Below are 20,819 nucleotides of genomic sequence, written 5' to 3'. Positions count from 1 at the left end.
CCTGCTTCAAATTGGGGTTCCTGGCAGAGGCGGCAGCTTCGCCAGCTTCAAAGCCACCAACAGCGCCACCACCAGCAGGGCACCGATGAACAGGCCGATGCCATTCCAGCCACCCAGGTGCCAGAACATGCCGCCGGCGGTCCCTGCGATGCTCGAGCCGGCGTAGTAGCTGAACAGGTACAGCGACGATGCCTGGCCCTTGGCCTTGGTGGCGCGGCGGCCGATCCAGCTGCTGGCTACCGAGTGCGCGCCGAAAAAGCCGAAGGTGAAGATCAGCATGCCGATGATGACTACCGGCAGCGGCGTGACCAGGGTCAGGGCGAGGCCGACGAACATCAGCGCAATGGTGGCCCAGAGCACCTGGCGCCGGCCCAGCTTGTCCGCCAGCGCACCTATTTTCGCCGAGCTGTAGATGCCCGACAGGTACACCACCGAGAGCAGGCCGACGAAAGCCTGGTCCATGTGGTACGGCTCGGCGAGCAGGCGATAACCGATGTAGTTGAACAGGGTGACGAATGCACCCATCAACACAAAGGCCTCAAGAAACAGCAGGGGCAGGCCGGCATCTCGAAAGTGCATGGTGAAGCCATCCAGCAGGCTGCGCGGGTGCAGCGAGCGCGCGCGGAAATTGCGCGATTCGGGGAGGATTTTCCAGAACACCACCGCCGCGATCAGTGCCATCGCGCCGACCACCAGCATCGCGGTGTGCCAGCTGACGAAGTCGATCAATACGCCTGTGATCAAACGCCCGCTCATCCCGCCGATGGCATTGCCGCCGATGTAGAGGCCCATTGCCAGGCCGATGTGCTTGGGGTGGATTTCTTCGCTCAGGTACGTCATTGCAACGGCCGCCAGGCCGCTCAACGACAGGCCGATCAGTGCACGCATCAGCAGCACGCCGTGCCAGCTCGGCATCATCGCACTGGCGATGGTGCACAACGCGGCGGCTGCCAGTGCCGTGACCATCACCGGCTTGCGCCCGATGCGGTCCGAGATCGGACCGGTGATCAGCAGGCCGATGGCGAGCATGCCCGTGGCCACTGAAAGGATCAGGCTGCTTTGCGCCGCATTGATGGCGTACTCGTGGGACAGCAAAGGCATCATCGGTTGCACGCAATACAACAACGCGAAGGTGGCGAATCCGCCGCAGAACAGCGCCAGCACCGTGCGCATGAACATCGGGGTGCCTTTCTCGATGTAAATCTCCTTGAGCTCGGCGGCGGTATCGCCAGCGGTGGCGGGAGGCACTTCATGGGCGAGTGGGGCGACAGCAGTTTTCACTTCAGACCTCGGGGCGGGCAGCGGTCAGGCAATGGAAAAAGCATATAGCTGGCTAATGATTCAATCCAATATATTATTCGACCTGTTTAAGAGGTTTTACGACCTGTTGGAGGGATCATGGAACTGCGACACCTGCGCTACTTCATTGCCGTGGCTGAAGAACTGCATTTTGGCCGTGCGGCCCAGATGCTCGGCATCTCGCAGCCGCCGTTGAGCCAGCAGATCCAGGCGCTGGAGCAAGACGTGGGGGCGCGCCTGTTCGAGCGCACCAATCGTCGGGTCGAACTGAGTGAGGCGGGCCGATTGTTCCTGGAGGAAGCCCGGCTGGTGTTGGCACAGGTCGACAAGGCCGCCGATGTGGCGCGTCGGGCGCAGCGAGGTGAGCTGGGCGAACTGAAGATCGGCTTCACTTCGTCCGCGCCATTCAACTCGACGATTCCCCAGGCGATTTTTGCTTTTCGCCAGCAATTCCCGGCCGTGCATTTGACCCTGCGGGAAATGAGCAGCACTCAGGTGGCCGACGCGCTGGTGGATGAGTCGATCGAAATCGGCATCATGCGGCCATTGGCTTTGCCCGAGTCGCTGAGCGTGGTGGAGTTGACGCGCGAGCCTCTGGTGGCGGTGCTCAGTTCCAAGGATCCACTGGCCCTCGGCAGCGAAGAAGGTTTGTTCCTTTCAGCCCTGGCTCACGAACCCTTTGTGTTTTTCCCTCGCAGCTACGGCAGCGGGTTGTACGCGCAATTGTTGAGTCTGGCGCGGGAGGCGGGTTTCAGTCCGAATTTTGCGCAAGAGGCTGGCGAGGCAATGACCATCATCGGCCTGGTGGCGGCGGGGCTTGGGGTGTCGGTGTTACCGGCGTCTTTCCAGCGGATGCGCATCGATGGCGTGGTCTATCGCTCCTTGCTCGACCCCGGAGCGATGTCGGCGGTGTGGCTCGCCCAGCGCAAGGGGCAGGTTTCGCCGATGGCGAAGGCATTTGTCGAGTTGCTGACGGAGGTCGAACCGCTCAAGGCCTGAGGAGTATCCCTGTAGGAGCGAGCATGCTCGCGATGGTCGTAGATGATGACGCTGGCTGTCTGAATGCCCGCGGTGCCTGATCCTCCATCGCGAGCAAGCTCGCTCCTACAGGGGCAACGGACTCAGGACCAGCGCCGGAAAATCAGCGACGTGTTGACCCCACCAAAGGCGAAGTTGTTGTTCATCACGTACTGGTTGCGCATTTTCCGGAATTCGCCGCGCAGGTAGTCGAGCTTGCCGCAGTGCGGGTCCACCTGGTCGAGATTGAGGGTGTGGACGTACAAGTCGCGGTTCATCATTTCGATGCTGAACCAGGACTCCAGCGCACCGCATGCGCCGAGGGTATGGCCAAGAAAGCTCTTCTGCGAACTGATCGGCATGTGCTCACCGAACAGGGTGCTGGTTGCCAGTGTCTCGGCGATATCGCCCTGTTCAGTGGCGGTGCCATGGCCGTTGACGTAGCCGATGTCCGATGGCTGCAAGCCGGCGTCTTCAAGCGCCAGCTCCATGGCCCGGCGCATGGTCACCTGTTCCGGACGCGTGGTGTGCTGGCCGTCCGCGTTGCTGCCGAAGCCAACGAGTTCGGCATGGATATGTGCACCGCGCGCCAGGGCGTGTTCCAGCTCTTCCAACACCAGCATGCCGCCGCCTTCGCCGATCACCAGGCCGTCGCGACCGCTGTCATAAGGGCGCGGTGAGGTCTGCGGAGCGTCGTTTTTCAGGCTGGTGGCGTAGAGCGCATCGAAGACCATGGCTTCGGTGGGGCACAGTTCCTCGGCGCCACCGGCGAGCATCAGGGGCAGGCGTCCGAACTTGATCGCTTCATAGGCGTAGCCGATACCCTGGCTGCCGCTGGTGCAGGCGCTGGAGGTGGGAATCAGGCGGCCGGTGAGGCCAAAGAAAATGCTGATGTTCGCCGCCGTCGTGTGGGGCATCATCCGCACATAAGAGTTGGCATTCAGGCCTTCGGCGACGGAATTGAGCAGCATGTTGCCAAACGCCTTGATCTCGTCGGTACTGCCCGTTGATGAACCGCAGGCGACGCCCATGCGCCCGTCCTTGATCGACGCGTCACCTAGCAAGCCCGCGTCGGCCAGCGCCTGCTCTGCGGCGCCGACCGCCAGGCGCGAGACCCGGCCCATGCTGCGCAGTTGCTTGCGGGTCCAGTGGCTTGGCACCTTGAAATCATCGATTGGCCCGGCCAGGCGCGTGTTGAGTTCGGTGAAGCGATCCCACTCGTCCATCCGCCGGATACCGCTGCGATTGGCGCGGAAGTTGGCGGCGATGGTGTCCCAGTCGCAGCCCAGCGAGGTGATGCCGGCCATGCCGGTAACGACAACACGTTTCATCAGCACAGGCCTCCGTTGACGGCCAGCACTTGACGGGTGATGTACGACGCTTCAGCTGACATCAGGAAGTTCACCGCGCCGGCCACCTCGTCAGGGGTGCCCATGCGTTGTGCAGGAATCATTTTCATCAGTTCTTCCACCGGCACGTTCTCGTCGAGCATGGCTGTGTCGATCAGGCCGGGCGCGACACAGTTGACGGTGATCTTGCGCTTGCCCAGTTCGATGGCCAGAGCCTTGGCGGCACCGATCAGACCGGCCTTGGAGGCGCTGTAATTGACCTGTCCGCGATTGCCGATCAAGCCGGACACCGAGGTGATGCATACAATGCGTCCGGCGGCGCGGCGACGAATCATCGGCATCATCACCGGGTGCAGCACATTGTAGAAACCGTCGAGGTTGGTACGCATCACCACATCCCAATCATCCTCGCTCAGCGCTGGAAATGCACCGTCACGTGTCAGGCCGGCATTGAGCACGACGCCGTAATAGGCGCCGTGGGTCTCCACGTCAGCTTCGAGGATGGCCTTGCAGCCGGCGCGATCGGACACGTCGAATTGCAGGATGCGGGCGCGGCGGCCGAGGGCCTCAATGTCCGCCTTCACCGCCTCGGCTTCTGTCAGGCCGCTGCGGCAGTGCAGCACGATGTCATGGCCGGCCCGAGCCAGGCGCAAGGCGATGGCGCGGCCGATACCACGGCTGGAACCGGTGACCAGTACCGAGTCAGTCATGCCAGGGTTCCTTGTGCAGAGCTGTGTGGAGTTTCATGCAGGTATTGAGCGGCCTGGGGCGGACGGAACACATTCAGACGAGCGGTGGCGTGAATGCCGGGGGCGTTGATGTGGCATTCAAACACGCCCATGCCGTTGTCGTCCTCCAGCGAGCGAATGCCGTGGATACGCAGTTCGGTGCCGACAGGGAAATGATCGACGTTGCATTCGAATTTGCGCGAGCCCAACAGGAAGCCCAATGCCACTTCGTCGCCGCGCTGACGTGCATGGCAACCGGCATAGGCAGCGACACTCTGCGCCATCAACTCGACACCCACCCATGCCGGCAGTCCGCCGTCTGGACGACTGAACAGGCCATCGGGCCTGACGGTGAGGCGGGTGTGGATCTGTTCGTCGTCGAACGCCAGGACCTGATCAATGAGAATCATGTCGCCGGCGTGCGGCAGCAGCTGCGCGAGCGGCCAGTCAATCATGGGGCATCTCCGATAATCAGGCTGACGTTATTGCCACCGAAGGCAAAGGAATTGCTCATCAGGAAGCGAGGTGCAATGGACGCCAGATGATCGGTCGCGGTCACCCATTTCAAAGTCGGCAGGGCGGGGTCTTGCTGTCCGTCCCACACATGCGGCGGCAGCGCCTGTTGGTGGTTGTCCGCGCACAGGCTCAGCCAGCAGAACGCCGCCTCCAGCGCACCGGCCGCGCCGAGGGTATGACCGGTCATGGGTTTGGTCGATGAGCACGGCACGCCGTGGGGGAACAAGGTCGCCACCGCCAGGCTTTCCATGGCGTCGTTGTGTTGGGTGGCCGTGCCGTGCAGGTTCAGGTAGCTGATTTGCTCCGGTTGCAGCCGCGCCCGGCTCAGGGCCTTGCGCATCGCTTGCAAAGCGCCGCGCCCGGTGGGCTCCGGTGCGGAAATGTGGTGGGCATCGGAGCTGGCGCCACTGCCCAGAAGGGCGATCGACGGGGTGGCGTTCGCCTGGCGGGTCATCAGGAAGAGCGCTGCGGCTTCGCCGATGTTGATCCCGTCGCGGTTCATCGAGAAGGGGTTGCAGCGTTGTTCCGAGACGGCTTCCAGCGCCGAGAAACCGTTGAGTGTCAGCTTGCACAGGGTGTCGACGCCACCACACAACACTGCGTCGCACATGCCCAGGTCCAGCAGGCGTTGCGCGCTCATCAACGCCCGGGCGCTGGAGGTGCAGGCCGTGGAAATCACGTAAGCCGGGCCGCTCAATTGCAGCCAGTCGGCGAGGAAGGTGGCCGGCGCGCCGAGTTCCTGTTGCTGGTAGTCGTACTCGGCGGGGAATTGCTGTTCGCGAACGTAATGCGCCAGCCCGCGGCTGGCCTCGTCGATTCCCGATGTACTGGTGCCCAGGACCACGCCAATACGCTCGCGACCGTAGGAGTGGATCGCTCGGTCAATGTCGTCGCGGATCTGCAATGCCGCTTCCAGCAGCAGTTGATTGTTGCGGCTGCCTTGATGTGCCAGTTCAGGCGGGATGGGCGCCAGTTCGCCGCGCACGGCGGCCACCGGTATTGAACGTTCCGGTACCCAGCCGGCCTCGCTGCGCACGCCGGCGCAATCACCGGCGAACAGATTGATTGCAACCTGTTGTTTGTCGCGACCCAGGGCGCAGATGACCCCGAGGGCGTTGAGGTACGCGGTCATGGCGTTTCACCGGTCAGGGGGGTGACAAGATACGTCGGACCCTCTGACAGCTTCAGTTCAAAATTCAGTGGTTGTGCGTAGCGCACATCCCAATGTTCGGGCAAGGCACGTTGCACGCCATGTTGCCAGGCGCTCGGGTAGTTATCCGAAAGTTCATCCCTGGGTGTCAGTGCGAACAACAGCGCCGCGAACAACGTCCGCGCTTCGGGGTTGGGCGGTAACAAGCCATCAGCCTGCCATTGACCATCGATCAGTTTCTGGCGTGCCTGGGGAATGCCCAGCAGGTCCATCATCGACCAGCGAATGCCCGGGCCTTCGCGGGCGATCACCAGGACCCAGTCCTGACGCAGGCCGTCCTCCAGGCGCTGAATGTGCAGTTGCTGGGGCAACGGCAGGTTGGGGGCCTGTTCAGGCAGCGGCGCGCGGCTGGCGCAGGCGCTGAGCATCAACAGCGCGAAAACCACCCCTGTAGGAGCGAGCTTGCTCGCGATGGCGATCGCCCATCCGAAAAATTCGCTGACTGACACACCCCTATCGTCGGAACGCCGCCCGGAGACAAGCTCGCTCCTACAGGTTGGGTGTTTCATACGGCTTGAGGTGAACATCAGGCAACCCCTTCCAGAGGCTTGCGCGCCACCACATTGACCAGGGTTTCTTCCCGTTGGCCGAAGGGTTTCGGCTGGCACAGGCCGAAGCGTTCAAGGAGGCCGAAATCCCTGGACCGACTCCACCACAAGTACGGATAAGACACGTTGTGCGGTGAAAATTCAAAACCCTGACTGCGGATCATCTCGAGATACTGGGCGGCACTCTTTTGCACGTGCATGGGGTGGCGAAATAACCAGCGGATGACCCAGGTATCAATGTAAGCCTCGGTGGATTCTGCGAACAGCAGATATCCGCCGGGCTTGAGCACGCGATGGAACTCGGCCAGGGCCCTTTCCTGCTCCACCAGGTGATGGAAGGTCTGGTGACAGAACAGCAGGTCAACGCTGGCATCCGCTACGGGCAGGGTCGCGCAATCGCTGCCGATCAGTTCCACGTCCATGGCCTGACGGGCGGCTTCCGCGCTGCTGAGTTCAAGGCTGTGCGGGTCGGCATCGATACCGATCAGGCGCCGTGGCGCGAATGTCTGACGCAGGTGCTGGAACGACTTGCCCTGGCCACAACCGGCATCGAGCAGTACGGGATGCTCTGGCAATGCTTCGCTGAACAAGCTGCGCAGGTCATTGATCGCGACGCGCAGCACATGATGCTGCCAGGTATGGCTGCGCAGGAACCAGAGACCGAAGCGAGTCTCTTCAACGTAGTTGTCGCTCAGGTAATTCATGTTGCATCCCTAGCACAGAGTTCCGACAGCATTCGCAATCGGCGTTTGGGTTCAGCGACAAACGGGTTGCGCTCGTCCCAGGCGTAACCGGCGAGGATCGAGCTGATCATGCGGCGGATATCGGGTGAGCTGTCCGGATGATAAATCACATCCTGGAATGTGCCGGCGTACCAGCCTTCGACATAGCAGCGGAAGGTATCGACGCCACGCTTGAGCGGCTCGGCGAATTCGCGCTGCCAATCGACGGTTTCCCCCAGCAGCTGTCGGTGCAGCACGGCGGCGGCCATGCTTGCCGAACGCATGGCGATGGTCACGCCGGAAGAGAACACCGGGTCGAGAAACTCGGCGGCGTTACCCAGCAGCGCGAAACCGGGGCCGTGCAAGGTCTTGACGTTGGCCGAATACCCGCCGATGGCGCGTGCCGGAGTATCCCACACGGCGTTGCCCAGCACACCCGCCAGGCTGGGTGTTTCGGCAATGAACTGGCGCAGGCAGTCGTCCAGGTTTTGCGCGTGAGCATCGAAATGCCCGGCTGCCGCGACCACGCCCAGTGAGCAGCGGCCATTGCTGAACGGGATGGTCCAGAACCAGATGTCACGCTGGGTCGGGTGGGTGGTGATCAGGATTTTCGTGCGGTCGAAACCTGGGTGATTGATGTGGTCTTCGATGTGGGTGAAAACCGCCTGGCGAACCGGAAAATTCGAAGGCGCTTCAAGGTCCAGCAAGCGCGGCAGGACGCGGCCGTAGCCGCTGGCATCGAGCAGGAAGCCCGCTTCGACGCCGTATTCGCTGCCGTCCTCGCGTTGCACGCCCAACTGCGGTTTTGCCCGAGCGATATCGACACTGACGATGGTGTGTCCGTAGCGGATTTCCACGCCTTGCAGCGCCGCCTGATCGGCCAGCAGTTTGTCGAAATCCGCCCGCTGGACCTGGAAGGTCGTCGGTTTTCCCTGGCTGAAGGTGTCGCTGAAATCGAACGCGCTGCGTTGCTCGCCCCAGGCGAACGCCGCCCCGGTTTTGAGCTGGAAACCGGCGGCGTTCACGGCGTCGAGCATCCCGGCTTCCTCGACGAAATCCAGGCAATGGGACAACAGGCTTTCGCCGATGGAAAAACGCGGGAAGTGCTGGCGTTCGATCACCAGCACGTCATGCCCCTTGCGCTTGAGCAATGCGCCGGCGATGGCACCCGAAGGCCCGGCCCCTATGATGACGACCTGACGACGTTCCATTTCAGTGGTTGGCATGGGAATTCCTTTGCGAGGTGGCAGCGTTCACGGGCATTCGATGCAGGCCGACCAGTGCCGGCAGCAACGTCGCGATCAGGCCCATCAGCATCAGTGCGAAGTACAGCGGCGGGCTGATGAGGTGTTGTTGCAGCAGCAGGTTGAGAAAAACGATCTCGCTCAAGCCGCGAATGTTGAGCAGCACACTTTCACGCCAGCGGCTTGCGCCTGGGAAGGAAGCGCCGGCCCAACCCAGCCCCAGCCAGTTACCGACCATTTTGCTGATGATCGGCAGCAGCAACAGCGCTGCCAGTTGCAGCCAGCCGAGGCTGTTCAGGGCGCTATGGACGTTGATTTGCACGATGCCGAACGTGAGGATCAGCGGGATTGCGACCCAGGTCTGCATGCCAGTGATCCAGCTCGTCGGCAGCGGCAGCACCAGTGGCACCTTCAGTGCGGCCATGCACAGCAGATAGCCGATGCCGACCAGCAATGCGTTGAGTTTGTAGTGTTCGGCGACCACCAGCAGCGCGAAGAAACAGGCGCTGTACAGTCTTGGCTGGCGCAAACCCAGGAGCCGCAGCAGCAAAGGCAGGGACGCACAGGCCAGGGGTAATAGCAGGCTGCTCAAGTGCAAGCTGCCTTGGGCGATGGCGAACAGCGTCCAGCAGGTGAGGTCGATCAGGATCGCAGTCTGCACCAATCGACGCGTTGCGGTGTTCGGGTAGCCGATATGCCGCAGGTACAGATACAGCACCGGGATCGCGGTAATGGCGAACAGCAGGCCCACTGCCAGCGAACTGATCCACGGTTGCGGCGGCAGCAGCCAGACGGCTGTAGCGAGCCCGCAGGCAAACGGCACGCAGAAACTCGGCAGGGCGATTTTCAGGCTCTGGCGGTCGAGTTGCAGATCGATCACGTCACTGAGAATGAAACCCAGCAGCAGGGCAAAACTCAGGCTGTAGAGGGTTTTCAGCCACAGTGGCGCGACCAACTCGACACCGCTCAATTGCCAATGTGGCTCGACCCAGAAATACATCAGCAACGGCAGGCCGGCGGTGGCCAGCAATAACTGACTGACAATCGGAATCAGGCCGAAGTGCCGCCCCACGCGGGTAGCCACGGCAAACAGCGCCAGGGCCATCGCCCAGAACAGCACGATCATCATGCTGCAGGCTCCGCGACCGTCGCCGCATGTGCCTGTCGTCCGGCCCAGGGTGCGAGCAAAAAGCTGAACGCCAGGCCCAGGCTCACCGACAGTCCAAAGTTGCTCACTGCCGGGGTGCTGGACACCGCCAGCAAGCCGAAGGACAGCCAGGTGGTCAGCGCTGCCAGCAGGGTGCCCAGCAGGCTGACGGCCGCTCCGCCGACCTGTTCGCGCATGAGAATGGCGTAGTCGACGCTGATCGCTGTTACGAGCAGCAGGCCGAACAGGCTGAACAAGGTCAGCGGCTGACCCAGCCAGCCGAGACTCGCGAGGCTGCACAATGCGGCCAGCAGCGGCAGGGCGACGATGCGCATCGCGCCACCCAGGCCGAACGACAGCATCAACACCAGCACGATCAACACGCATGAAGCGAGTTTCAGCTCCGCAGCGCTGATCTGCGTCTGGGCAAAGACCCTGTTCAAGTCGCCGAGTCGATCCACCAACTCCACACCCGGCAAATCCATCACCTGAACCCGCAACAATGCAGCGTCGTTCAAGCCTTGCAGACTGACCATGGCGGCGACGCCGTCATCGGTCGAACCCAGCCACAACGTACGATAGGGTTCGGCCAATGGGCCGGTCAGTGCGCTGTCGATATCCTCGGTGGGCAATGCCTGCAACTTCGCCAGCTCGCTTTTCAGAGCGTCCAGCGGTACACCGACGGCGAGCAGCGGCTGCCAGAACTGAGGCAACTTGTTTAGCGCTTCGCGCACCCGCTGCTGTTCACTGGGTGGGCTGACCAGTTGATTGAGCGCCAGGTATCCATTGAGTTTGTCCAGATTGATCAACTGCTCCAGCCGCTCGCCCAAAGCGCTCTGGCGCTCCAGCAACTGCTGCTGATTGGCCGCGCGCACCAGGAAAAACTGACTGGTGGGCTGATAACCAGTGATGCGCGCGATGGCCTGGGCTTCGTCAGCCAGTTGCTGCGGCGCGCCAATCCACTGGCGGATATCGTTTTTGCTCTCGAGTTGCAGCAGGCCACCGACACAGAAGGCAATCAATAGCGCCAGCAACACGGGGGTACGCGCGACCTTCACCAGGGCTTCGCGTCGATCGAGCAGATAGTCGGACACCCGCAGTGGCCAGTCCGCCGGGCGCAGCTCCACGTTCTTGAGCAGCGCGGGTAGCAGGCACACTGCTGACAGGTAGGCACCCAGCAGGCCGGCGGCGGAGAACACGGCAATCTGGGTCAGCGCCGGGAATGGCGTCCAGGCCAGCGCGAGGTAGCCAATGCAACTGGTGATCAGGCTCAGCGTCAATCCGGGCAGGGTCAGGCGCAAGGCTGGCCAACTGCGCCAGGGTTTCAGGCTCCAGCTTTTGGAGAGGTAATGCAGCGGGTAATCGACTGCGACGCCGATCAGGCTTGAACCGAGCACCAACGTCATCACATGCATGCGCCCGAACAGCGCCACGCAGGCCACCGCACCGAACAGCATCCCAACCAGCACCGGGACGAAGGCCAGCAGTACTCGCCAGCGACGGAAGGCCAGCAGCAACAGCAGAAGAATGCCGAGCGTGGCGCCGCCGCCGACCCAGGTCATCTCGCGAGTGGCTTGTTGCTGGCCGTTGGCGGCGTAGAGCAGGCCGCTGGCGGCGAGCAGTTGCACGTCGGAGCGGGCCGCCTGTTCGCGGCTGAGCTTGAGCAGGTCGGCCACTTGCAGTGGCAGGTTCATGTCGAAGGCGTTGCCGGTGGTGCGCGCCCGCAGCAGCACCCAGCTCTTGCCGTCAGCATCGGCCACCAGCGCGCCGCTGCCGATGTCCAGCTGCACCGAACCCAGTTGCGACTGGCTGTTCTGGATGCGTCCGGTCAAACCCAGCCAGTCATCCTGGCTGGGCACCAGGCTGAACCCGGTAAAGGGGTCGAACAACGCCTGCACCCGTTGCTGGATGAACGCGTCGGGGTGTTCGATCAGTTGCTGGCGATCCTTCGCCGACAGCATCGCCAGTCGGCCTTGAAGCAGTTGTGCGCGCAGGGCTGGCAAGTCTGCCTGCAAGGTCCACTGGACCTTTTCGAACAGACCGCTGGCCTGCCATTGCTCACCCAGTTGCTGCGCCGTGGAGACGGCTTGCTGGCGATCCGGGTGACCCACCAGCACCAGCATTTCGCGGTTCAGCGGTTCCTGCATGCGCTGTTCGGCACGCAATTCAAGGGCGTCCGGCGCGGTGCCGGGCACCAGTTCCATCAGGTTGGCCGACAGCGGGGCTCCATCACGCCATTGCCAGCCGGCGAGCGCGAGCACTGCCAGCAGCAGGAGCACAAACAGACGTGGCAGCGTGCGTTCACTCGGCAAAGTCTTGTTGCTCCGTTTCGCTTAGCGGGGAGGTGCTCGTGCTGTCCTGCATGCGCATCAATGTGCGGTCGCCCTGGGTTTCCAGCAGTTCGATGCTGTGCACCAGCTCGCCGCCTGTGATGTTGATCTGATTGAACACCTGCTTGAGCAGCACGGACCGCGGGATCAAGGTCAGGGTCCAGTTCTGCGCATCGCCCCCCAGGGACAGTTCGAAATCCCGCTTCAGTCCCCTGCTGTCGCCCTGCAATACGGCCAGGAACAAGCGGTTCTGCTCGGTACCGGCACTTTTGCCCGGCAGCAGTTGCCAGCCGCTGGCATCACGCCGGGCGATGCCTTTGGCGGTGATGCGGTAATCCTGTTGCAACGGTGTTTTTAACAGCCACAGCAAACCGTGGTTTTTCGCCAGGACGAAGCTGCCTTTGCTCGTCAGGGGTTGGGGCAGGGCGCGCAGGTGTTTTTCCTGGGTGAACTGGCCGTGGATGACATCGGGTTTGGCCAGTTGATCGCTGAGCTGTTGCAGATCGAACGCATGGGCGATCGATGACAGGCACAGCAGTGTCAGCGCGCCCATGCATTTCAGGAGTTGGTTCATGCCAGTACCCTTTCGACAGCATCGGTAAAAACCCTGGGTGAGGCCAGTTGCATCTCCCGGCTGCGCATCTCGACCGCCACCTGCACCGAGCTGGCGCGGGTCAGGCGTTCACCGGTCTGCACGTCGCTGATGAGGTAATTGATCTTCAATCGATTTTCCCACTCCACCAGGTTGGCCCGTACATTGAGCGTCTGGCCGAAGACGGCGGCGCGCACGTAGCGCAGTTGCAGGTCAATGACCGGCCAGGCGTAGCCCGACTCGACCATGGCCGCGTAGTTGTGGCCGATCCTGTCCAGCAACGCGCAGCGCGCCACTTCCAGGTATTTGATGTAGTGGCCGTGCCAGACGACGTTCATGCTGTCGACGTCGAAGAACGGCACGAGGATCTGCGTATCGATGTGAAGAACGCCCTTGCTACGCATGCAACCTCCAGTGTTGTTCGGCAATCCGTTGCAGGCACAGGCGTAATTCGCTTTCCAGCGCACGGTCCTCGATGACCGGTGAAAAATCCCTGGCCAGTGCCTCGTGCATGGCGGCGAGGGCCGGAGGCAGGGGACGCGCCTCCTCGGCCTTGCTGCGCAGCCACACGCCTTGGTTGGCCGCCAGCAACGTGGCGGCGGCGACCTGTTCGGTCAGCTCCAGCACACGGATCGCATCACGGGCGGCGATGGTGCCCATGCTCACCTTGTCCTGGTTGTGGCATTCAGTGGAGCGTGAGAACACGCTGGCCGGCATGGTGTTTTTCAAGGCTTCGGCGGTCCAGGCGCTGGCACCGATCTGTACAGCCTTGAAGCCATGATTGAGCATGGCGCGATCTGCCGTAGCACCAGACAGGTTGCTCGGCAAGCCATGGTTGTAACGCTCGTCCACCAGCAGCGCGAGTTGACGGTCGAGCAGGTCGGCGACGTTGGCCACCAGGTTTTTCAAGCTGTCCATGGCGAACGCGATATGGCCGCCATAGAAATGGCCGCCGTGCAGTACACGTTCGGCTTCGGCGTCGATGATCGGGTTGTCGTTGGCGCTGTTGAGTTCGGTCTCGATGAACGAGCGCAGCCAGTTCAGGCTGTCGGCCAACACGCCGAGCACGTGGGGTGCGCAGCGCAGGGAATAGCGGTCTTGCAGGCGGTGCAGTGGCGCGGTGGGCGCGGCGATGGCCAGGTCCTCGCGCAACCACTTGGCGACCTGCATCTGTCCCGGATGAGGTTTGGTTGCGAACAGGCGCTCGTCGAAATGCTCCGGATTGCCTTGCAACGCCACAACGTTCAGCGCAGTGATGCGCGTGGCCAGTTGCAGCAGGTAGTCGGCGCGGGCATAGGCCAGGCAGGCCAGGCCGGTCATCACGGCAGTGCCGTTCATTAATGCCAGGGCTTCCTTGGGGCGCAACACCAGCGGTTGCCAGCCCAGTTCACGATGCACATCGCCAGCCTGTCGGCGTTCACCGCGATAGATCACTTCGCGCTCGCCGGACAGGGTGGCGGCCACGTACGACAGCGGCGTCAGGTCACCACTGGCGCCCACCGAGCCCTCTTCGGGAATCAGCGGCAGGATGTCGTGTTCGAGGAACGCCTGGAGGCGCTCCAGCAATTCCACGCGCACGCCGGAAACGCCATGGCACAGCGACTGCAAGCGCGCCGCCAGCACGGCGCGGGTGGCCTGTGCGTCGAGCAGCTTGCCCAGGCCGCAGCCGTGGAACGTGAACAGGTGCTGCGGCAGCGCCTCGACGTGATGCAAGGGCACCGCCACCACGCACGAATCGCCGTAACCGGTGGTGACGCCGTAGATCACGCCTTCCTTGTCCAGCAGCGAATCGAGGAAACGTGCGCCCTTGGCGATGCGCTCGCGGTAGGCGGGGTCGTCCTGCAATCGTGTCGGCACCTGGCGGTTGGCCAGGGCTCGCACGTCTTCGATGCGCAAAGGGAGTTCGCCGAAGGTTACCGGCTCAAGCGTTGGCGTCGTCATCGGTCTTCCAGAAAGGATAAAAGTTGAACCATTGTTGGGGCGCTTCAAGGCAATAGTGGCCCAGGCGTTCGGCGTAGCGGTTCGCCCACTGATGAATGACCTGTTCGCGGTCGTTGCGCTTCCAGATGATGGTGTCGGCGAACGGTTCGAGGGTCAGGCGATAATCACCATCGGGCTTCTTCAGGCACAGCAACAGATTGACCGGGCACTTCAACAGTCCGGCCAGCAGCCATGGCCCTTGTGGGAATCGAGCCGGATAACCGAGGAAATCCACGGTCACGCTGCGCCCGCCGTGCAATGGCACACGATCACCAGCAATCGCCAGCCACTCGCCGCGCTCCAGGCGCTCGTGCAGTTGCAGCATGATGACCGGGTCGAGTTCGCTGACCTGGATCAGCCGCAGGTTGGTCGCGCCGGCCTCACCCAGCAGGCGGTTGAATTGTTCGGCATGCTTGGTGTGCACCAGCACATTCATCGTGACCTTTTCGCCGATCTCTGCCAGCGCACTGACACACTTCGAGGTTGCCCAGGTGGGCGCCCACCAACAGTTGGCCACGGCTGCCGCGCAACTGGTTGCGCAGCAGCGCGGGGTCGATGATTTCGATCTGCTCGATGCTGAGCTTGCCGTTCCACACGTCGAGTTTGTCGAGCATTGAGTCGGCGAAGGCCATGAACTGGCCAAATACCCGCCAGTGGCTGGGACGCAAACTGTCACGGCCACTCCAGTCGGCCAGGCGTTGCTGGTATTGCCAGGCACTGTGGCGGGCAGTGCGACCAAACAGGAAAAAGTACAGGACGATGCCGTACAGCACCGGGCTCAGCAGCCTGCGGCCGAGCACCTTTGCGCCAAACGCAGTGAGCTTCATCAGCCAGAAGCTGCCCCGCTCCTGGCGGTCCGCCCAATGTTGCTTGTCGACCCCGTCGCTCATGCTCGCCACCGTCGCCAGAGGATCACCGGAGCGCGCAGCAACATGCCAAAAAAAGCCTGGTGTGCATGCTCGAAATCAGCACATTGTCGTGGAGCATGCGAAAGTGCGAGACACCGTCCAGCGGGTAATGCACCTTGGTGGGCAACCACTGCATCGGCTGATTGCGCCAGGCCAGGCGCACCAGGATGTCCGAGTCGAAGTCCATGCGCTTGCCGATACGGGCCGAGTCGATGACCGCCAGCACGGGCGACAGCGGGTAGACGCGAAAACCGCACATCGAATCGCGGATCTGCAGGGACAGCGTGTTGATCCAGACCATCACGTGCGTCAGGTAGCGCGCGTACAGGCGACCTTTCGGCACACTGGCGTCATATTGCGGATAACCGCAGATCAGTGCGTGGGGATGGGCGCGCGATTGTGCGATGAAAACCGATACGTCCTGCAGATCATGCTGGCCATCGGCATCCACCTGCAAAGCGTGGCTGAAGCCAAGACGCGAAGCTTCGCGCAGGCCGGTCATGACCGCGCCGCCCTTACCCTGGTTGGCGGCGAGGCGGATCAGGTAGACCATTTCGCGCTGCGCCAGTCGATCCAGCACCGCCGCACAGGCCTTATCGCTGGCGTCGTCCACCAGGATGCACGGCAAGCCACAGGCGATCAGCGCATCGACCACCGTGGTGATGGCGGTTTCGTGGTTGTAGACGGGGATGACGGCGCAGGGGCTATGCATCGCCGGCCTCCAGCAAAATCCGCCCACTCGAGCAGGTGGCCGTCTCGTTGCGATAGGCGAAATACACCTTGCCGCGAACCGGGTCGAAGCGCAGGTGCAACTGGATTTCATCGCCCGGGCGCACCAGTTGCTGGAACTTCAACACTTCCATGCCGGCGAATTTCTCCGGCAGGTTCATCAACTGTTGGCCCAGTTGCAACGCCCACTCCACCTGCACCACGCCGGGCAGTACCGGAGCCTGGGGGAAGTGACCGCTGAAATAGGCCAGGTCTGGCGGCACTGCCAGTTGCAGGCTCCACTCACCATCGGTTTCGATCTGCTCGAGGATCTCCGGCGCCTTCGGGCGTGGAGCCATCAGCAAGGCGTCCACGTCCGCCTGAGGCAATTTGCCTTGGGTGTTCAGCGGCAGTTGTCGCAGCAGGCGCCAGCGCCGGGGCAGGGCGATGGCTTCGCAATGCTGGCTGAGGTGCTCGCGCAGTGTTTGCGTCAGTGTGCGTCGACCGTGATTGCGCAAGGCATGCAAACCTGACTCACTCAGGACCAGCAGCGCACCCAGCGAGGCACGATTTTCCTGGACGACCCCCAGGCGAGCTTCGGCCACCCACTCATGGTCAGTCAGTGCCCGTTCCAGCATGGGCAGCGAAATGCGTTTTTCTTCGAGCTTGACGATCCGGTCCAGTCGGCCCAGCAGTTCGAAACGGCCGTCGGCGGCGATTCGTACTGCATCCGCGGTGTGCTCGACATGATCCTGCGGCAGGTAGGGCGACGCAATCAGCAACGCGCCATCGCTGTCCTGGCTTAATTGGACGCCGGCAAAGGCTTGCCACAGCGCATCGCCCTGGCGCCAGGCAATGCCACCGGTTTCAGAGCTGCCGAGGATTTCCGTTGGCCATTGCTGCAGGCGTTGATACAGGCCGTGTGCTGCCTCCACCGGCAAGGCGCCGCCCGATGAAAATACCCGGCGCACTGCGCTCAAGGCTGGCCAGTCGAGGTTGTCACCCATGCGTTTGAGTAACGCAGGGCTGGCGACCCAGGCAAACGACGGATATTCACGGCTGGCGCGCTGCAGGTCTTCGGGGAAAGGCAGTTGCCTGCGCACGAATGGTCGCCCGGCGCACAGCGGCCACAACACGCGAAACAGCAGACCGTAAATGTGTTGAGTGGCAACGCTGCCAATCACGCAGGCGTCGGCCAGATCGGCTCCCCACAATTGCTCCAGCGCCTGGACCTCGTTGACGAGCTGGCGAAGGGATTTATCGATTCGCTTGGGTTCGCCGCTGGAACCGGACGTGCACAGGCTCAGCGTGCAACGATCCAGGTTGAGAGGGGCAGGGATTGCGGGCGTCTGGCGATAGTCGTCCAGGTGCCCATCATCGGCCTGGTCCGTCAGCCACAGATCGACCTCATGCGACCAGCGCTGACGGGTCTGTGGTTGCAGGTCCGCCGGTAACAACACGCTGACCCCGGCACGCCAAGCACCGAGCAGCGCGATCGCAAGGTCGGCCGCGTCTTCGAGGTGCACGGCGATGCGTCGCACGCCCTGGCGCTGAAGGCCGGCCGCGAGGCTCAGGGCCTGTTCGCACAGCTGTGCATGATTCAACGCCGGCCCGGCCGTCACGGTGCGTTCCGGCTGCGGCTTGAGCAACAATTGCTCAAGGTTTATCCAATTCATGGTCGGCCTCGTACCCGTTGTCGTATGAGCCATTCAATGGCAAACATCAGGCCGATCAACCCGTAGGAGATCAGGCCCGTGTACAACATCCACCAACTCAGCGGCGCCCAGAGCGTCAGCGCCGCCGCACAAAATCCGTTGCACAGGAAAAACACGCACCAGGCGATCGTGACCTTGCGTGTGTAGCGAATGGCCCGGGCGGGCAGATGGGGTTCACGCAATCTGGCCAGGCGCTCGATCATCGGCGGACCATATTTCAGACTCAGCCCGAACAGCACCAGCATGAATCCGCTGATCAGCACCGGGTACCAGCGCAGCAGCGCGGGGCTGTCGAACAAGGCCAGTAGCAGGCAGAACACGATGGCGACGGTGGCCATCCACAGGCTGCCAGGCTTGCGCGCGCCGGTCAGTGCCCGCGCCAGCCACAGGCTTCCCAGCAGCAGGCCGAACTGCCACGGCGCGAAATGCTCCATGCCGAAATACACCGCGAAGGGGTACAGCACGCCCGCCAGCAGCAGGCCAAGGCCGATCAGTCGCCTCATGCAGCCGGTTGGACCAGTCGATAGACCGCCTCGACCACATCGTTGACTGTGCGCACCGATTTGAACTCTTCGGCGGCGATTTTCTTGCCGGTCTGACGCTTGATGTGATCGATCAGGTCGACCGCATCGATGCTGTCGATTTCCAGATCCTGATACAGGTTGGAGTCGAGGCTTACACGCTCGCGGTCCAGTTCGAAGAGTTCGACCAAGGCATCGCGCAGGGTGTTGAAAATGTCTTCACGAGTTTGCATGGTCCGGTCTCAAGCTGCCTGTTTTGCAGTGACGAACGCCGCAAGGCTCGCCACGTTGCTGAAGTGGTTACGGGTGTCCTTGGCGTCGGCGTCGATTTTGATGCCGTACTTTTTCTGAATGGCCAGACCCAACTCCAGGGCGTCGACGGAGTCCAGACCCAGGCCTTCGCCAAACAGCGTCTGGTCGTCGCCAATATCCTGGACACTGATGTCTTCGAGGCCCAGGGCGTCGATGATCAGTTCTTTGATTTCACGGTGTAGATCGCTCATCTTCGGCGAGCTCCTGGATAAAGTAGTGATGCAGGTAATCGTTGAGCTTGCGAGAGGCCTGTGGCGCAGGGCCCTGTGCGGCGAAGGCCTGTGGATCTATATCGGCCCCCACTCGGAAACTGAAGTGCACGCGTCGTTTCGGAATTCGGTACCAGGGGTCTGCCTTGGTCAGGGTGGTCGGGTTGACCTTGATGACCACCGGGGTGAGAATTTTCGCACCGCGCAAGGCGATTGCAGCGGCACCCCGATGAAAGGCGGGCGCTTGCCCAGGTTGGGTACGGGTGCCTTCGGGGAAGATAATCAGGGTCTGGCCGCTTTTCAGCGCATCGGCTGCCGCGTCGAGCATACCCATGCTGCCATCATTGCTGATGTATTCGGTACGCCGCAGCGGGCCACGGGTGAAGGGGTTTTCCCATAGGCTGCTTTTGACCACGCAGTTGGCATGGCGCACCAGGCCGATCAGGAACACCACGTCGATCAGCGACGGATGATTGGCGATGATCATCTGGCCGGGGCGACCAAGCTTTTGCGCACCCTGAATGTCGTAGGTCAGCACCCCGCTGCGAGCCATGATCCGCACGAACAGCCAGAAGCAGCGACTGACGGTTCGTCGCGCACGCAATCTGTGGGTTTCGACGCTACCGGGCAGGCAGCTCAATATCGGGAAAATCACCAGGCGCAGGCACAGGCCGGCCAACCCGAAAAGGGCAAAGCTTGCCGCCGTCGCCAGCCAACGCCAGTAATAAGCGTCGCGATTTTTCTCGGTCACAGGTTGCGTTGCCAGGTCCATACACGATTTTTCCAGGCATGTTGGCAGGTGGTGTGCTGGCCGAGCAGGGTATGCAACAGATTCAGGGCGTGCGGCCAGTGGGGTTTGGACAACGCATCCGGGATGCTGTTCAGGGACAACTGCCAGTCGTTACCGGGCGTCAACAACAAACCGACCGCGTAGGGAAAGGGTACATCGTCGATCCAGTCCGAATACGCTTGGGGTGGCTGCTCTTCGGTGATCACCAGCAGCACTGCGGGCGCCCCTTCGGCCAACAATGCCGCAGCCTCGAGCATGCCATGTTCCAGGCCGTCGCCAGCCGCCGCCAGGGCTGTCATCTCGCTGGTTTCACCGCGCATGATCGACCAAAGGCCGATGACTGCGTTATGGACCGAGAGGCTGAACTGGGTCGGTGACAGGGGTTGTTCAGCGGCCAGGTCGCTGAGAATCTCGAAGGTGCGCGGGGTTTCGCCATGCCGGGAAATAAAGACCAACGGTAGATCGTGCCGACCATCGGCCAGCGGCCAACCCACGCTGAACGCCATTCGCGCCAGGCGACTGAGTCGGCGTCGCTGCATGGCCGGCAGAAACGAAACGTCGGGAGCGGCGTCGCTGCTGTGCGGCACGATCGATTGCCGGCTCCAGGCTAGCCAGTCTTGCGCGCTTTCGAGCCCGGGAGCCCAGGCGCGCCATTGGGCAATGTTGAAGTTGATCACTGGCGTACATCCCGCCCCTGCGGGCTTTCTTGACACGGCGAGTCGAAAAAAACAGCGGTTCACCTGACGTGACGCTGAGCGCCGAGTGGCGCGCATTATCCCGGTGCGGCGGGTACGTAGCAAATGCTGGTTACATTTTGCTCAGCGCAGATTACTGCCTGGCGAGTGGACGGCTGTCGCTGGGTGATTATCCACGCCTGGCCGCTCCTTTCTGTCGGCTGCCAGAAGGATTCTCGGGCGAGATTTCGGTTTTTACGGTGAGGGGTTTGTACCTCTCGATGTAGTCCATTGGCCGGG

General features: G+C 62.3%; 20 protein-coding genes and 2 pseudogenes. 1 reads left to right on the top strand and 21 read right to left on the bottom strand.

Going from position 1 to position 20,819, the window contains the following annotated elements; all coding sequences use genetic code 11:
• Positions 1–6 precede the first annotated feature (6 nt).
• Positions 7–1,281 carry an MFS transporter gene (locus AB4N64_RS22915; RefSeq protein ID WP_460118773.1) on the bottom strand — a complete coding sequence of 425 codons (1,275 nt, stop codon included), beginning with the start codon at positions 1,279–1,281 and terminating at the stop codon, positions 7–9.
• 117 nt (positions 1,282–1,398) lie between these two features.
• On the opposite strand from AB4N64_RS22915, the gene AB4N64_RS22910 reads away from it, so the two are divergent.
• Positions 1,399–2,298, top strand: a complete 900-nt coding sequence (locus AB4N64_RS22910; protein WP_460118771.1) for a LysR family transcriptional regulator — start codon at positions 1,399–1,401, stop codon at positions 2,296–2,298.
• A gap of 122 nt (positions 2,299–2,420) precedes the next feature.
• Here the strand turns inward: AB4N64_RS22910 and AB4N64_RS22905 are convergent, their stop codons facing one another.
• The 20 genes and pseudogenes from AB4N64_RS22905 to AB4N64_RS22810 all read right to left on the bottom strand — a co-directional run bounded on the left by AB4N64_RS22905 (position 2,421) and on the right by AB4N64_RS22810 (position 20,522).
• The gene (locus AB4N64_RS22905) at positions 2,421–3,647 is read right to left on the bottom strand and encodes a beta-ketoacyl-ACP synthase (protein WP_460118769.1); all 1,227 of its coding nucleotides are present in this window, start codon (positions 3,645–3,647) and stop codon (positions 2,421–2,423) included.
• Positions 3,647–4,375, bottom strand: a complete 729-nt coding sequence (gene fabG, locus AB4N64_RS22900; protein WP_460118767.1) for a 3-oxoacyl-ACP reductase FabG — start codon at positions 4,373–4,375, stop codon at positions 3,647–3,649. The genes AB4N64_RS22905 and fabG overlap by 1 nt, the downstream gene beginning before the upstream one ends.
• Positions 4,372–4,848 (bottom strand): ApeP family dehydratase, encoded by a 477-nt coding sequence (locus AB4N64_RS22895; protein WP_460118765.1) that lies wholly within the window; start codon positions 4,846–4,848, stop codon positions 4,372–4,374. Before AB4N64_RS22895 ends, fabG begins: the two co-directional genes overlap by 4 nt.
• The gene (locus AB4N64_RS22890; RefSeq protein ID WP_460118763.1) at positions 4,845–6,041 is read right to left on the bottom strand and encodes a beta-ketoacyl-[acyl-carrier-protein] synthase family protein; all 1,197 of its coding nucleotides are present in this window, start codon (positions 6,039–6,041) and stop codon (positions 4,845–4,847) included. The genes AB4N64_RS22895 and AB4N64_RS22890 overlap by 4 nt, the downstream gene beginning before the upstream one ends.
• The gene (locus AB4N64_RS22885; RefSeq protein ID WP_460126844.1) at positions 6,038–6,628 is read right to left on the bottom strand and encodes a hypothetical protein; all 591 of its coding nucleotides are present in this window, start codon (positions 6,626–6,628) and stop codon (positions 6,038–6,040) included. The genes AB4N64_RS22890 and AB4N64_RS22885 overlap by 4 nt, the downstream gene beginning before the upstream one ends.
• Positions 6,629–6,645: 17 nt before the next feature.
• Positions 6,646–7,371: a class I SAM-dependent methyltransferase gene (locus AB4N64_RS22880; protein WP_460118761.1), complete on the bottom strand. Its 726-nt coding sequence runs from the start codon at positions 7,369–7,371 to the stop codon at positions 6,646–6,648.
• Entirely contained in the window at positions 7,368–8,615 is a 1,248-nt protein-coding gene (locus AB4N64_RS22875; RefSeq protein WP_460118759.1) for an NAD(P)/FAD-dependent oxidoreductase, read from the bottom strand. The genes AB4N64_RS22880 and AB4N64_RS22875 overlap by 4 nt, the downstream gene beginning before the upstream one ends.
• The gene (locus AB4N64_RS22870; protein WP_460118757.1) at positions 8,602–9,762 is read right to left on the bottom strand and encodes a cation:proton antiporter; all 1,161 of its coding nucleotides are present in this window, start codon (positions 9,760–9,762) and stop codon (positions 8,602–8,604) included. Before AB4N64_RS22870 ends, AB4N64_RS22875 begins: the two co-directional genes overlap by 14 nt.
• Positions 9,759–12,092: an MMPL family transporter gene (locus tag AB4N64_RS22865; protein ID WP_460118755.1), complete on the bottom strand. Its 2,334-nt coding sequence runs from the start codon at positions 12,090–12,092 to the stop codon at positions 9,759–9,761. Before AB4N64_RS22865 ends, AB4N64_RS22870 begins: the two co-directional genes overlap by 4 nt.
• On the bottom strand, positions 12,082–12,684 hold the full coding sequence (locus AB4N64_RS22860; RefSeq protein ID WP_460118753.1) for an outer membrane lipoprotein carrier protein LolA: 603 nt from the start codon (positions 12,682–12,684) through the stop codon (positions 12,082–12,084). The genes AB4N64_RS22865 and AB4N64_RS22860 overlap by 11 nt, the downstream gene beginning before the upstream one ends.
• Positions 12,681–13,106 (bottom strand): acyl-CoA thioesterase, encoded by a 426-nt coding sequence (locus AB4N64_RS22855; protein WP_460118751.1) that lies wholly within the window; start codon positions 13,104–13,106, stop codon positions 12,681–12,683. Before AB4N64_RS22855 ends, AB4N64_RS22860 begins: the two co-directional genes overlap by 4 nt.
• Positions 13,099–14,643: an HAL/PAL/TAL family ammonia-lyase gene (locus AB4N64_RS22850; RefSeq protein WP_460118749.1), complete on the bottom strand. Its 1,545-nt coding sequence runs from the start codon at positions 14,641–14,643 to the stop codon at positions 13,099–13,101. The genes AB4N64_RS22855 and AB4N64_RS22850 overlap by 8 nt, the downstream gene beginning before the upstream one ends.
• A pseudogene (locus tag AB4N64_RS22845) lies at positions 14,624–15,572 on the bottom strand (LpxL/LpxP family acyltransferase). Before AB4N64_RS22845 ends, AB4N64_RS22850 begins: the two are co-directional and overlap by 20 nt.
• Positions 15,569–16,302 (bottom strand): annotated as a pseudogene (locus AB4N64_RS22840) (glycosyltransferase family 2 protein). The pseudogenes AB4N64_RS22845 and AB4N64_RS22840 overlap by 4 nt, the downstream one beginning before the upstream one ends.
• Positions 16,295–17,974, bottom strand: a complete 1,680-nt coding sequence (locus AB4N64_RS22835; protein WP_460118747.1) for an AMP-binding protein — start codon at positions 17,972–17,974, stop codon at positions 16,295–16,297. The pseudogene AB4N64_RS22840 and the gene AB4N64_RS22835 overlap by 8 nt, the downstream one beginning before the upstream one ends.
• Positions 17,971–18,516, bottom strand: coding sequence for a COG4648 family protein (locus AB4N64_RS22830; RefSeq protein WP_460118745.1), 546 nt, complete (start codon positions 18,514–18,516; stop codon positions 17,971–17,973). The genes AB4N64_RS22835 and AB4N64_RS22830 overlap by 4 nt, the downstream gene beginning before the upstream one ends.
• Positions 18,513–18,767 carry an acyl carrier protein gene (locus AB4N64_RS22825; RefSeq protein WP_368556674.1) on the bottom strand — a complete coding sequence of 85 codons (255 nt, stop codon included), beginning with the start codon at positions 18,765–18,767 and terminating at the stop codon, positions 18,513–18,515. Before AB4N64_RS22825 ends, AB4N64_RS22830 begins: the two co-directional genes overlap by 4 nt.
• A 9-nt stretch (positions 18,768–18,776) precedes the next feature.
• Positions 18,777–19,037, bottom strand: a complete 261-nt coding sequence (locus AB4N64_RS22820) for a phosphopantetheine-binding protein (protein WP_192307628.1) — start codon at positions 19,035–19,037, stop codon at positions 18,777–18,779.
• Positions 19,018–19,827, bottom strand: coding sequence for a lysophospholipid acyltransferase family protein (locus tag AB4N64_RS22815; RefSeq protein WP_460118742.1), 810 nt, complete (start codon positions 19,825–19,827; stop codon positions 19,018–19,020). Before AB4N64_RS22815 ends, AB4N64_RS22820 begins: the two co-directional genes overlap by 20 nt.
• Positions 19,803–20,522 carry a beta-ketoacyl synthase chain length factor gene (locus AB4N64_RS22810; RefSeq protein WP_460118740.1) on the bottom strand — a complete coding sequence of 240 codons (720 nt, stop codon included), beginning with the start codon at positions 20,520–20,522 and terminating at the stop codon, positions 19,803–19,805. The genes AB4N64_RS22815 and AB4N64_RS22810 overlap by 25 nt, the downstream gene beginning before the upstream one ends.
• Positions 20,523–20,819 lie beyond the last annotated feature (297 nt).

The sequence above is a fragment of the Pseudomonas sp. S2_C03 genome (assembly GCF_054668405.1).
The sequence above is the reverse complement of the archived record's forward strand: the minus strand, read 5'-3'. Positions and strand labels throughout refer to the sequence as shown.

Excerpts from the sequence above, each read along its gene's own strand:
- AB4N64_RS22905 (WP_460118769.1), bottom strand. The coding sequence starts at position 3,647 with ATGAAACGTGTTGTCGTTACCGGCATGGCCGGCATCACCTCGCTGGGC.
- AB4N64_RS22880 (WP_460118761.1), bottom strand. The coding sequence starts at position 7,371 with ATGAATTACCTGAGCGACAACTACGTTGAAGAGACTCGCTTCGGTCTC.
- AB4N64_RS22850 (WP_460118749.1), bottom strand. The coding sequence starts at position 14,643 with ATGACGACGCCAACGCTTGAGCCGGTAACCTTCGGCGAACTCCCTTTG.
- AB4N64_RS22870 (WP_460118757.1), bottom strand. The coding sequence starts at position 9,762 with ATGATGATCGTGCTGTTCTGGGCGATGGCCCTGGCGCTGTTTGCCGTG.
- AB4N64_RS22885 (WP_460126844.1), bottom strand. The coding sequence starts at position 6,628 with ATGAAACACCCAACCTGTAGGAGCGAGCTTGTCTCCGGGCGGCGTTCC.
- AB4N64_RS22875 (WP_460118759.1), bottom strand. The coding sequence starts at position 8,615 with ATGCCAACCACTGAAATGGAACGTCGTCAGGTCGTCATCATAGGGGCC.
- AB4N64_RS22860 (WP_460118753.1), bottom strand. The coding sequence starts at position 12,684 with ATGAACCAACTCCTGAAATGCATGGGCGCGCTGACACTGCTGTGCCTG.
- AB4N64_RS22835 (WP_460118747.1), bottom strand. The coding sequence starts at position 17,974 with ATGAATTGGATAAACCTTGAGCAATTGTTGCTCAAGCCGCAGCCGGAA.
- AB4N64_RS22825 (WP_368556674.1), bottom strand. The coding sequence starts at position 18,767 with ATGCAAACTCGTGAAGACATTTTCAACACCCTGCGCGATGCCTTGGTC.
- AB4N64_RS22910 (WP_460118771.1), top strand. The coding sequence starts at position 1,399 with ATGGAACTGCGACACCTGCGCTACTTCATTGCCGTGGCTGAAGAACTG.
- AB4N64_RS22890 (WP_460118763.1), bottom strand. The coding sequence starts at position 6,041 with ATGACCGCGTACCTCAACGCCCTCGGGGTCATCTGCGCCCTGGGTCGC.
- AB4N64_RS22820 (WP_192307628.1), bottom strand. The coding sequence starts at position 19,037 with ATGAGCGATCTACACCGTGAAATCAAAGAACTGATCATCGACGCCCTG.
- AB4N64_RS22855 (WP_460118751.1), bottom strand. The coding sequence starts at position 13,106 with ATGCGTAGCAAGGGCGTTCTTCACATCGATACGCAGATCCTCGTGCCG.
- AB4N64_RS22815 (WP_460118742.1), bottom strand. The coding sequence starts at position 19,827 with ATGGACCTGGCAACGCAACCTGTGACCGAGAAAAATCGCGACGCTTAT.
- AB4N64_RS22830 (WP_460118745.1), bottom strand. The coding sequence starts at position 18,516 with ATGAGGCGACTGATCGGCCTTGGCCTGCTGCTGGCGGGCGTGCTGTAC.
- fabG (WP_460118767.1), bottom strand. The coding sequence starts at position 4,375 with ATGACTGACTCGGTACTGGTCACCGGTTCCAGCCGTGGTATCGGCCGC.
- AB4N64_RS22895 (WP_460118765.1), bottom strand. The coding sequence starts at position 4,848 with ATGATTGACTGGCCGCTCGCGCAGCTGCTGCCGCACGCCGGCGACATG.